10 protein-coding genes and 1 pseudogene are annotated in these 12,373 nt (G+C 51.4%); 1 reads left to right on the top strand and 10 read right to left on the bottom strand.

Going from position 1 to position 12,373, the window contains the following annotated elements; genetic code table 11:
• Positions 1-11: 11 nt before the first annotated feature.
• Both IE064_RS14805 and IE064_RS18340 read right to left on the bottom strand, forming a co-directional pair.
• A complete protein-coding gene (locus IE064_RS14805) occupies positions 12-2,219 on the bottom strand; it encodes a heavy metal translocating P-type ATPase (protein WP_229800079.1) in 2,208 nt (735 codons plus the stop codon).
• Between the two features lie 180 nt (positions 2,220-2,399).
• Positions 2,400-2,978: pseudogene (locus IE064_RS18340) on the bottom strand (heavy-metal-associated domain-containing protein); the annotation flags it as partial.
• Positions 2,979-3,119: 141 nt separating this feature from the next.
• Between IE064_RS18340 and cueR the strand changes: the two are divergent.
• Positions 3,120-3,521 (top strand): Cu(I)-responsive transcriptional regulator, encoded by a 402-nt coding sequence (gene cueR, locus IE064_RS14800; RefSeq protein ID WP_133039895.1) that lies wholly within the window; start codon positions 3,120-3,122, stop codon positions 3,519-3,521.
• On the opposite strand, the gene IE064_RS14795 is transcribed toward cueR, so the two are convergent.
• The 8 genes from IE064_RS14795 to IE064_RS14765 all read right to left on the bottom strand — a co-directional run bounded on the left by IE064_RS14795 (position 3,515) and on the right by IE064_RS14765 (position 12,345).
• Positions 3,515-5,575 carry a S9 family peptidase gene (locus IE064_RS14795; protein ID WP_229800073.1) on the bottom strand — a complete coding sequence of 687 codons (2,061 nt, stop codon included), beginning with the start codon at positions 5,573-5,575 and terminating at the stop codon, positions 3,515-3,517. The genes cueR and IE064_RS14795 overlap by 7 nt on opposite strands.
• Positions 5,576-5,614: 39 nt before the next feature.
• Entirely contained in the window at positions 5,615-5,845 is a 231-nt protein-coding gene (locus IE064_RS18175) for a hypothetical protein (RefSeq protein WP_229800071.1), read from the bottom strand.
• 186 nt (positions 5,846-6,031) lie between these two features.
• Positions 6,032-6,787, bottom strand: coding sequence for an SDR family oxidoreductase (locus IE064_RS14790; protein ID WP_189618503.1), 756 nt, complete (start codon positions 6,785-6,787; stop codon positions 6,032-6,034).
• 16 nt (positions 6,788-6,803) lie between these two features.
• A complete protein-coding gene (mmsB, locus tag IE064_RS14785; protein ID WP_189618501.1) occupies positions 6,804-7,706 on the bottom strand; it encodes a 3-hydroxyisobutyrate dehydrogenase in 903 nt (300 codons plus the stop codon).
• Positions 7,707-7,733: 27 nt separating this feature from the next.
• Complete coding sequence (locus IE064_RS14780; RefSeq protein ID WP_229800077.1) at positions 7,734-8,849, bottom strand: enoyl-CoA hydratase/isomerase family protein; 1,116 nt, start codon at positions 8,847-8,849, stop codon at positions 7,734-7,736.
• Between the two features lie 5 nt (positions 8,850-8,854).
• Positions 8,855-9,628 carry an enoyl-CoA hydratase gene (locus IE064_RS14775; RefSeq protein WP_189618498.1) on the bottom strand — a complete coding sequence of 258 codons (774 nt, stop codon included), beginning with the start codon at positions 9,626-9,628 and terminating at the stop codon, positions 8,855-8,857.
• A gap of 11 nt (positions 9,629-9,639) precedes the next feature.
• Entirely contained in the window at positions 9,640-10,797 is a 1,158-nt protein-coding gene (locus IE064_RS14770; protein WP_189618496.1) for an acyl-CoA dehydrogenase family protein, read from the bottom strand.
• Between the two features lie 54 nt (positions 10,798-10,851).
• Positions 10,852-12,345, bottom strand: coding sequence for a CoA-acylating methylmalonate-semialdehyde dehydrogenase (locus tag IE064_RS14765; RefSeq protein WP_189618494.1), 1,494 nt, complete (start codon positions 12,343-12,345; stop codon positions 10,852-10,854).
• Positions 12,346-12,373: the final 28 nt, after the last annotated feature.

Below are 12,373 nucleotides of genomic sequence, written 5' to 3'. Positions count from 1 at the left end.
CTTGGTGTCGATTATTGCAATTTCTGGTGGCGTAGCCGATTAGCATTAGTGACAACGGTTAATGATGACAACGCCATCGCCGCACCAGCAATCACTGGGCTTAATAGCACGCCGAACAGCGGATATAACACCCCGGCAGCAATAGGAATACCGCAACTATTATAGAGGAAAGCACCAAACAGATTCTGTTTGATATTGCCCAAGGTAGCCTTGGATAAGGCAAACGCCTGTGCCAGATTTTCCAGTCGTGGAGTCAATAACGTCAGATCGGCGCTTTCAATCGCCACTTCAGTGCCGCTGCCAAGCGCAACCCCCACATCCGCCGCCGCCAATGCTGGCGCATCATTGATGCCGTCCCCGACCATGGCGACCACCTCTCCCTGTTGCTGCAGTTTTTTCACCCAGGCCTGTTTTTCATCTGGCAACACTCCGGCAATCACTTGGTCAATGCCCAATTGCTTGGCGACCGCATCGGCGGTGTGTTGATTATCGCCAGACAACAATACCAGTTTTTTACCTTGCTGTCGCAACGCTGCCAATGCCGCCTTGGCATCTGCTCGCAGAGGATCGCTAATTGCCAGAATGGCCAAAAGTTTGCCATTCTTTGCTACTAACACCGGGGTTTGCCCTAAGCTTGCCGCATCATCCAGTTGCGATTGCGCAGTTGGGCTGATAGCGACATCAAAGGCATCCAGCAATTTGCTGTTCCCTACTAACCATTGCTGTTGGTTTATAGAGCCAACAATGCCCTGACCCTGGCGATATGCAAATTGCTGAGGTTCAACCACCGCGGTATCGCGGACTTTAGCGGCCGCCAAAAATGCCTGAGCTAATGGATGCCCCGATTGCTGCTCTAAACTGGCCACTGCTTGTATCAATTCCGCTTCGTCTAGCTCGGCGTTCTCAATGGCATGGATGGCAACCAGTTGTGGTTTACCTTCAGTAACTGTACCGGTTTTATCCAATACTACGCAGCTAACGTTACTGGCGACCTGCAAGGCTTCTCCATTTCTGATGAGCACCCCCATCTGCGCCGCCCGACCAACAGCCACCATAATCGACATTGGCGTCGCCAGTCCCAAGGCACAGGGACAAGCAATGATCAGCACGCTAGTGAGTACCACCAATGCGTGCGACAGTTGTGGCGCCGGACCGACGAGATACCAGATAAGTGCTGCCAACACGGCAATCACCACCACGACAGGCACAAACACCCCGGCGATTTTATCCGTCAACCGTCCAATCGGCATTTTGGAGGTCTGCGCCTCCTGCACTAAGGCGATGATTTTTGCCAACCGGGTATCTTTAGGCCCCACCATTACACGGTAAGTGAGGGAACCATCACCATTAATTGTGCCAGCGCTAACAACAGAGCCCTGGGTCTTCTTGACGGGCATGGGTTCACCGGTCAACATGGATTCGTCTAGCAGTGACTCGCCGTTGACGACTTCACCGTCCAGTGCCACCCGGTCACCCGGACGTAAGCGCAGGATATCGCCAGGCTTCAGGTCGCTGATGGGCATAGCCTTGTCACCGTTTTCGGTAACCAGCAGCGCCGTATTCGCCTGCAACCCCAACAGTTTTTGTACCGCTTCGCTGGTTTTGCCTCGTGCGCGCAGCTCTAGCGCGTGACCAAGATTAATTAAACCGATGATCATGACACTGGCTTCAAAATAGACATGGCGAGTGCCGTCAGGGAACCAACTTGGGAACAGCACAACGGCTGACGAATACAGCCAGGCACAACCGGTTCCCAAGGCTATCAAGGTGTCCATATTGGCGCTTTTGGCCTTTAATGCACGCCACATGCCTTGATAGAAATGGCCACCACAACTAATAAGCAGCAACAAACACAACAGCGACACCAAGCCCCAACCCCAGCGGGAACTGTCACTATGCACTGTCATGTCGCCCCCAGCCATGCCCCAGAGCATCAACGGAATACCCACACCAAGCGTCAGCATCGATTGGATGATTCGAGTGCGGTATTCCTTAGCATCATGGGCCGCCTTATCAGCCATCGCGTTGGCAGCATCGGTAACCACTTCACCACGATAACCGGCACTGGCAAGAATGTGCTGCGCATCGGCGACCGATACTCCATGGGCCGCGCTCACCTGCTTATCTGCCAGATTGACTCTGGCCTCAACCCCGGCGTTGGCAAATGCCTTTTCAATTTTCACCACACAACTGGCGCAGCTCATGTCTGGTACAAACATCAACACACCGTCAGCCGTTGCTGCATTAGAGGCTACAGTGGCGTCAGGCGTTGTTGTCTCAGTTTTAGTATTGGCTTTATCTTCAGGCTGCGGAGCCGCAGCAGCGACTGAGGCTCCTTCAGATTTTGGGTGCGAGTTATCCTCCATTGCAGACCACATTTCAGGGCTATAACCCGCAGCTTGAATGCTAGCTAATAGTTGCCCGCCATCCAATGAACTCAACACGGCAACTTTCTTGCTCGGCAGATCAACTTTTATCTCATCTGCATCTGCCAACGCTTTACGAATAGTGGCTTCACAATGACCACAGGTCATATCCGGCACTTTAAACTCATGCCAAGTCGCCGCGGTTTCGGTCCAAGGCTCAGGCGTAAATCCAGCAGTGGTAATCAAGCCCAGCAATGATGCATCATCATGCTGACTCAGCACCGAAACTTGCTTAGTGGACAAGTCCACGGTCACTTCATCTGCATCTGCCAACGCTTTACGAATAGTGGCTTCACAGTGACCACAATTCATATCAGCGACCTTAAAATGATGCCAATAACTGGCAGCAGTTGCTGGATAATCCGCCTGTTTTAGACGTTCACGGGCTTGTGTTTCATCGAGCGTTGCCTCATCGCTTAGCGTCAGGGTCAATGATTTGCTATCAACATCCGTAGTCACACTCACCCCTGGTTCTTCGGCAAATAACGCCTGGATCTTACGGGCACAACCACCACAGTGCATATTATCGATATGAAACTGGTAAACCTTCATCTTGTGCTCCTAAACAGTTTACGTGCTAACTGCTCATGGTAATTCGATGTCATAAAGGTTAAAGTCTCCAGTAACTGGAGAGTCAAGTGTGATAAGATTGTCCACTGTAAAAGTTCAGCGATGGATCACAGGAGTTGCTATATGAAAATCGGTGATGTAGCCAAAGCAACCGGATTAAGTATCAAGAGTATCCGTTATTACCACGATATCGGTTTAGTACAGGCTGAGCGCGGAGATAACGGTTATCGGGAGTACAACAGCTCACAACTGGAAGCGCTGCAGTTTGTGCAACATTGTCGGGAACTCGGCTTTAGTATTGAAGAGTGCAAAGATTTATTACAGCTTAAACACGACCCGCAACGTTGCGCCAGCGATGTCAAACGCCTAGCCAGTGAACACCTGAAAGTGCTGGAGCAGCGCATGGCTAGCTTGGCAGACTTACACGCCGAATTGAGTGAATTGGTTAATCAATGCCACGGTGGCGATTCACCGGACTGCCCTATTATTGAAGGCTTGTCCGGCAAAAGCTGCTGCCATCACTGAGCGTCGACAGGTTTGGGCAGTGCCGCGGCATTATCCAGTGTTAACGCAGGTAAATCTCCGGCGGGGGTGAAACCAAAAACTTGGCCGTAAAAAGATAACTCTGACTGTAACGCCCGGATATTATTAGCGGGTTTACGGAAACCATGTCCTTCACCGTCAAAGCCAATAAAAGCCGTCGGCACACCTTTAGCCTTCACCGCCTGGTAAATCAACTCCGATTGATTAGGTGGCACCACTTTATCATCTAACCCTTGGAGCAACAGCAAAGGCTCATTCAACCCCTGCAGATGGTAAAGTGGGGAGCGGTCATGATAAATCTGTTTCGCCGCGGGGTAAGGGCCGATCAGTTGATCCAGATAACGCGACTCAAACTTATGGGTCTCTTTTGCCAGTATCTCAATGTCGCTAATGCCAAAATAACTGGTACCGGCTTTAAAACTGTCATGAAATGCCAACGCCGATAGCACGCTGAAACCACCCGCGCTGCCGCCACGAATGGCTAACATGTTAGGGTCAACCCATCCTTCATCGACCAAATATCTGGCAGCATTGACAGCATCCTCCACATCGGCGACACCCCATTTGCCGTACAGACTCTGGCGATATTTTCGGCCATAGCCAGTACTGCCTCGGTAGTTAAGGTTAAATACCGCAAAGCCGCGGGTGGTCCAATATTGAATGGCACTGCTGTAGGCGCTACTCGCTTCAGCTGTGGGACCGCCATGTAACATCATAATCAAAGGTGGTTTGCTGTTTTGAGGAGCGCTGTATAACGGGTTTTGCGGCATATAAAAATAGCCATACGCCTTTTGCCTGTCACTGGTATCAAAACTCATCGAAACTGGCTTAGCAATATAATCTGGTTCTAACCCTTTGATGGGCGGGGCATACACTAGCTCTGTTCCGCGGCCAGATACCTTGTAAATACCGCGCTCAGGCGTCGCTTTGGCACCGACAAAATAGACACCGTTATCTGCGCGGATCAGTTGTCCGACCTCCGCAAAATCAGTGGCCAGTTCCTCACTGGTGCCGCTATTCACATCCTGACGCATCAAGTGAATATTGCCATTCTGATGATAACTGAACACCACACTGTGAGCGTTTTCGAATGCATAGGCATGTTCGCCAAACACCCATGCAGGCTCCCCTATTTCGCCTTGCAGTTTAGTGACTTGCTCAATACTGCCATCAGCCTTGAGCCGATACAAATTCCACCAATTGTCATAATCGGCAATAAAGTAAAGTTGCCCATCGGGCGCATAAAGCGGTTGCATCACAGCACCTTTGAGCTTCGCCGCGATTTGATGCACATTGCTAATTTCGCCTTTACGATTTAGCTCACCGACCCATAACTGCGTATTATCCCAAGGCATATTGGGGTGATCCCAAGCTATCCAGGCAAGCTGGGTGTTGTCTTGGTTAATTGCTGGGGAGCTGAAAAAATCGTGACCATCAACAAAGGTATCGCCTTCACCCGCAAAATTCAGATTAATGGTCACCAGACTCGCTTTGGCTTCGCCAGCAAGCCGGTGATCTTCCCGAACACAGATAATACGCGAGCCTTTCGAATATGAAATACAATCGGCATGACGGGTACCTTGAGGCGTCAGCGCTACCGGCTCCTGATTAGGCGCAATCCGATAAAACAGCTGATCCGCCATGCGGGTAACGAAAATACTGTTGCCGATGGCCAGATAAGGCGCCCCCCCATATTCATGCACGCGGCTTCCAACGCCAAACGCTGCGGGGACGACCTCGGTTACCTGATCATCAGCAGCCAATTTCTTAATTCCCAGTTGTCCGCCCTGCTTGGGATCGGACTCACTGAAATAAATTGCGCCATCAACGCTTTGCAACTGGCCAATGGTAACAGCCTGACCAAACACATCTTCGGCAGTTAATGGCGATGTCCATGTACCATAGGCGGATATTTGCACAGTAGCTTTCCCTTCGGTTGCGGTTACTTCAGCCGGCGCTTGTTGGCTACAGGATGTCTGCAGCAACACCAACGCCGCCAAACTCAGCCCCCTTACCATAGCTCCCACGGTAATCATGAATTTTCCCTCAATATGTATTCCGCCGGCCGCGGCTTTTTAGTGCTTGCTGTTAAATTTATCGAGAAACCACTGTATTACCTGGTGCTGCTGGCGCTTCGACAAGCCAAAGAAAATGCATAACCAGGGAGAAATCAAATAAAACCAATTGATGGCAGCAGTGGAGCGGCCACTGAATAATAGGTAAAAAAATCCACCATATATGACGACAACACCCAAGCATCCCAGCACCAGCATGATGCGCTTTAATCCAGTTTCCAGCCAGTGCATTAACTATGCTTAACCTCTAAATAATTTTTCTCATCAGCGCGAATTGTTCAGGCTCAAAGGAAGTATGTCAACGGTCATCTTGGACAGAGAGCGCAGACAACAAAAAATCCTGATTACTCCCCACGTTAGAACATTCTGTCACGAATGGGAATAGTCAGGATTTTGACTGGCGTCAGCAACTAGCAGTTACAGCGATAAACCACCATCGACTTCGATTATCCGGCCATTGATATAATCGTTTTCAATGACAAATTTAACAGTGGCCGCTACTTCATCTGCCTGCCCAAGACGGCCAACTGGCACAGCCTTTTCTAGCCTTGCTAACGCTTCTGGTTTCATCGCCGCGGTCATATCAGTGGCTATCACCCCTGGAGCAATCGCCACGGCGCGGATCTGATAGCGCGCCAGCTCTTTGGCCCAGCCTACCGCCAACGATGCAACACCGGCTTTGGAGGCCGCATAGTTACTTTGGCCAATATTACCGTGGCGAGCTAGGCTAGATATATTGATAATCACGCCTGGCTGCGCCGATTCAATCATCGCAGCAGCGGCTTCACGACCACATAGAAAACTGCCGCTGAGGTTCACATTAATCACCGCTTGAAATTGCGCGAGCGACATACGTTCAGTCACTTGCCCTTCTTTTGCTTTCAGCAACATACCATCTAACAAAATGCCAGCATTATTGACCAACACATTGAGTTGCCCGAAGTCCTCTAGGATGAAACGGAAGGTCGCAATCACATCCTCCTCGTCAGTGATATCAACGGCATACCCTTGCACCTCGGTATCACCCAACATCGCACAGGCTTGTTCCAGCTTCTGTTGGTCAAGATCGATGAGTGCCAGTCTGGCCCCGGCAGCTGCCAGTTGTTGTGCCATGGCAAACCCCAAACCACCGGCACCACCGGTAATTGCCACCACCTTACCTTTAATCTCCATCCCAAATTCCTTGTGATTATGCTTTTTTATTGCAGAACTGCTCAAATATACTGGAAAAATCGCGGCGACCATTACCGTTACGCGCGTGTGCCACAAACAGGGCTCGAGCTAACGCGCCCATTGGTGTACTTGACAAACTCTTGAGCGCCGTTTCCTGACTTAACCCCAGATCTTTTACCATCAAATCGACCATAAAACCGCCTTGATAGCCTTTAGATGCCGGCACTTCTGGCATCACTCCAGGGCATGGATTGTATTTTTCCAGCGCCCAGTTGCCGCCGCTACTGACCTTCATGATATCTGACAGCACCTTAGGATCCAAACCGTTATCGATACCCATACTGAGCGCTTCACTGGTACCAACCATCAATACCGACAGCAACATATTGTTGCAGATTTTGGCCAGTTGTCCGCTGCCGGGGCCACCCGCATGAAAAATATTGCTGCCCATAGCGCTGAGAATGGGTTTGGCGCGTTCTACTGCTGCAACATTACCACCACAGATAAAGGTCAGCGTGCCCGCAGTAGCGCCTGATGTACCGCCAGAAACGGGCGCATCGACGAAATCGAAACCTTTATCCTCGGCGCTCAGCGACACCTCTTTAGCTGTAGCCGCATCAATCGTTGAACAATCAATTAACAGTGAATCTTCGGCCACTGTTTGCAATAGCCCTTCACTGTCGCTATCCCCGAGGTATAACGCTCGGGTATGCTTGCCTGCCGGTAACATAGACACCACCACATCAGCGCCAGTCGCTGCGTCCACGGCGCTGTGGCAGGCAGTGGCGCCCTTAGCAGCAATAGCAGCGACCGCATCGGCGACCAAATCAAAGGCACGTACGTTAAAACCTTTATGCAGCAGGTTGATAGCCATTGGCAGTCCCATATTGCCTAAACCAATAAATGCGACAGTACTCATATTGTATTCTCCTGTTTCAATAGGCCTTCAAAGGTCGGCAAGTGGATGCTCATGCGGGAAAGGGTTGGCCAGTAATGCGTCTACCGCCTCCTGCGGTGGCAAGCGACCATTACCGTAGCGCCATTGCGGTGAACGATCCTTATCAACTAATAAGGCTCTGACACCTTCACAAAAATCACCAATAGCACAACAGTTCAAACTCCAACCTAACTCCATACGAAAACAGTCAGCTAGCTTCATGCTGTGCCCCAGATTCGCCTGTTGCCAAGCCAACGCCCAACTAAGTGGACTCCCACTCAGCATGGTGTCACGCGCTTTTAGCAACCATGGCTGATCCGACGTCAGGCTATGCATTTTTTGCAGTACTTCAGCAAGTGTTCCCGACATCAGTGCATCAATCACTTGCTGATGGGCTTTGAGCCTGCTGCTACCGGGATGTTCGCTGCAGTTGGTCGCAAGCATGGTAAGCAAATCATGTAGTTTTTGATGGTTGAGGGTGTGATTGTCGCCCCAACTCAGGGTACTCATGGCGTCGAGCAACCGCTGTTTGTCGGCAGCAGCCAAAAAATGATTGGCAAAGCCACAGTAGCGTGCATCGGCGGCGTTGAGATTGTAGGCCGTCAGCCCTAAGAACAGACCCATTTTACCTGGCAATCGCCCGAGGAAATAACTGCCACCGACATCAGGGTACAGACCGATGGTTACTTCCGGCATGGCAATCCGGGAACGCTCAGTCACAATGCGATGACTGGCGCCCATCATCAGACCAAGTCCGCCCCCCATTACGATACCATCGCCCCACACCAGTATCGGCTTGCCGAAGGTGTGGAGCAGATAATCCAGCCGATATTCCTCTTCAAAAAATAAACGGGCTTCATGGGTAAAACTGCCGGGATTACTTTGCTGCGCCTGATACAGTGCCCGCACATCGCCGCCAGCACAAAACGCTTTATCACCAGTAGCATCCAACACCACGGCGGCAATCTGCGGTTCCTGTCGCCAACGTTGCAGCTGTTTTGCCAATAGCCGCACCATCTGCAAATCCAACGCATTAAGTGATTTTTCTGCATTCAGTGTAGCAACACCTATGTGTTTACCACTGACAGTTTCCAGGGTTTTAAACAGCACCTGTTCCACAGATATTCTCCTTAAGCATTGCGCCAATGTGCCGGACGTTTTTCTAAGAATGCATTGACACCTTCCTGCTGGTCTTCAGTACCGAACAGCGCCACAAACAATTCACGCTCCAGCGGTAAAGCTTGGCTACGCGGCATCTTGCGGCCGGATTGGATCAATTGTTTACAGGCGCTAACACTGGCCGGACTTTGGTTAGCCACTTTGCCCGCTAATGCCAACGCATGCTGCAATACCGTACCGGTTGCGACCACCTCTTCCACCAAACCGATGGTGACTGCTTTGGCTGCACTCAGCCGCTCACCACAAAGGATCATCCGTTTGGCCCAACCCTCTCCCACCAACGCGGTAAGATTCTGGGTACCACCGGCACAAGGTAACAAGCCGACACTGGCCTCCGGTAGCGCCAGTTGTGCCTGTTCTTCAGCCAAGCGGATATCACAAGCCAAAGCCACTTCCAGCCCACCGCCCATGGCATAACCATTAATGGCGGCAATCGATACTCCGCGAAAAGCACTCAGCGTTTCAAAGGCAGCGCCGAATGCAGCAGCCACAGTGGCAGCATTTCCTTTATCGCCATCAGCAAACTGTTTGAGATCCGCGCCAGCAGAGAAAAATTTCGTACCAGCGCCGGTAATGACCAGAGCACGAATGTCAGGATCCTGATTTAATTGGTTAATGGTATCTCGCAGCTGTTGCAAGCTGACTAAGGTCCAGGTATTGGCTGGCGGATTATTGATGGTGATAACGGCGCAGTGGCCTTCAATTTCAGCGATTGACGGTAACATAAACACTCCGGTTACAGGGCCAGCGCACTGTCTTGCTCCAGCAATCGCCGAGCGATAATCAGCCGCATGATCTCGTTGGTACCTTCAAGGATCTGGTGCACTCGCACATCTCGGAAATGTCGCTCCAACGGATATTCACGGATATAACCGTAACCACCGTGGATCTGCAACGCACTGTCACAGATAGCGAATCCGGCATCGGTAGCAAAACGTTTTGCCATGGCGCAGTATGCTGTCGCTTCAGCAGCTTGTTCGTCCAATTTGCTGGCAGCCAGGTACATCATTTGCCGCGCCGCCACCAGCTCCGTCGCCATATCGGCGAGTTTGAACTGCAACGCCTGAAATGCGGCCAATGGCTTACCGAACTGCTGACGCTCATGCATGTAACCAAGTGCCTGCTGTAACGCCGCCTGCGCCGTTCCCACAGAGCATGCGGCAATGTTGATACGTCCGCCATCGAGCCCTTTCATCGCCATATTGAAACCTTGCCCCTCATCGCCTAAGCGATAACCGGCAGGAATACGCACTTGCTCAAAACTTATCTGCCGTGTCGGTTGGGCATTCCAACCTAACTTTTCTTCCGCCTTGCCATAGCTGACACCTTGAGCATCGGCAGGGACTGCGAACGCCGAGATGCCTTTAGCACCAGCAGCCCCGGTACGAGCCATCACTATTAGCAACTCCGTGGCACCCGCACCGGAAATAAAACATTTGTTGCCGTTGAGCAGATACTCGTCACCGTCCCGAGTTGCGCGGGTGGTCAGTGACGCGGCATCGCTTCCGGCACCGGGTTCTGTCAGGCAGTATGAGGCCAGTTTCTGCCCGGAGGTGAGGCTCTCGGCCCACGCACTTTTTAGCTCCGCACTGCCCCAACGGCACAGCATCCAGGTTGCCATATTGTGGATGGTGATCATGGCAGTTGTCGTAGTACAACCCTGCGCCAACTGTTCAAAAATTAACGCTGCGTCTAACCGCGATAGCCCTAAACCACCACACTCCTCCGCGGCATATAGACCGCAAAACCCCAATTCACCAGCACGCTGAATGACCGCTTTGGGAAAGTAATGTTCGGCATCCCACTTCGCCGCATGTGGTGCCAGTTCTTCAGCAGCAAACTGACGAGCCAGCTCAACAAACTGGCGCTGATCTTCATTCAGATTAAAATCCATCAGATACTCCCAGCGATGACAACGTCACCGCCTGTTGCAACTTAACCTCATTTATCAGCGCAAATTGATTGTCATATTGGGCGCGTGAGAAATGTCATCATCAAACCAGCGACTGGTGATGGTTTTAGTCTCGGTGTAAAAACGTACGGCTTGCTTACCGTAAGCGTGCTGATCACCGTAGAAACTACCCTTCCAGCCAGTGAAGGAGAAAAATGGTAATGGCACGGGGATAGGGATATTGATGCCCACTTGCCCCACTTCAATTTCATGTTGGAATTTACGTGCCGCAGCGCCACTGGCGGTAAATAGCGATGTACCATTACCATAAGGATTTCGATTCACCAGCGCGATGGCCTGCTCCAATGAGTCAACGGCCATACAGCTTAATACTGGGCCGAAAATCTCTTCGCGATACAACGTCATCTCTTCGGTAACATCGCTGAATAAGGTTGGGCCGACCCAGTTCCCCGCTTCATAGCCTGCCACGCTGACGTTCGAACCATCCAGCAAACATTGGGCACCTTCAGCTTTACCCTGTGCTATCAGTTGCAGAACTCTTTGTTTAGCCTGTGGACTGATAAGTGGTCCGAATCCCGCCTCCGAGTCATTCCAAAGCCCCGGCCGCACTTTCGCCATAGCATCTCGTAATTCAGGTAACCAGGCTTTTGCATCACCAACAAACACGGCCACCGAAATTGCCATACAGCGCTGACCGGCGGCACCAACAGAAGCACCGACCAGTTGATTAATCACTTGCTGTTTATTGGCGTCCGGCATAATCACACAATGATTTTTGGCACCAGCAAATGCCTGTACCCGCTTCAGATGCTGAGTACCGGTCTGGTAAACATGACGCCCAACCGCAACCGAACCAACAAAGGAGATCGCCTTTATCTGTGGATGACACAGCAAGGCATCAACCACTTCACGGTCGCCATGCAACAGTTGCAGCACCCCTTTCGGTGCTCCCGCTTGCTCGAACAGTTCGGCCAACCGCTGCGCGGTCATTGGGTCTTGCTCCGACGGCTTCAAAATAAAGGTATTGCCACAGGCAATTGCCAATGGAAACATCCATAACGGGATCATCGCCGGGAAGTTAAAAGGGGTGATACCCGTGCAGACGCCTAAAGGCTGGATCATGCTGTAGGTATCAATCCCGCTTGCCACGTTTTCGACTGTTTCTCCCATCAACAAAGAGGGAATATTGCATGCGTGTTCTACCACTTCGATGCCGCGCCAAACATCGCCGCGCGCGTCCGCAAAAGTTTTGCCAGTTTCTTTCGCAAGAATGGTTGCCAATTCGTCATGATGCTGCTTGAGCAGGTGCTGGTAACGCAGCATCAGCCGCGCCCGCTCTGGAACAGCAACCTTGCGCCACTCTGTAAACGCTTGGGCAGCGCTGCTGATCGCCTGTTCTATCTCGGCGGCGGTGGCACAATTTATCTGAGCGATTTGTTGATTATCAGCCGGGTTGGTCACGCTGATACTGCGAGAGCCGTGGCCGGCAGTGAATTCACCGGCAATAAAATGTTTTATAAGCGTTGTCATAAGAGATGAGTCCTGTTGAAAGTGCCGT

The organism is Shewanella fodinae (genome assembly GCF_014651955.1).
GTDB lineage: Bacteria > Pseudomonadota > Gammaproteobacteria > Enterobacterales > Shewanellaceae > Shewanella > Shewanella fodinae.
The sequence above is the reverse complement of the archived record's forward strand: the minus strand, read 5'-3'. Positions and strand labels throughout refer to the sequence as shown.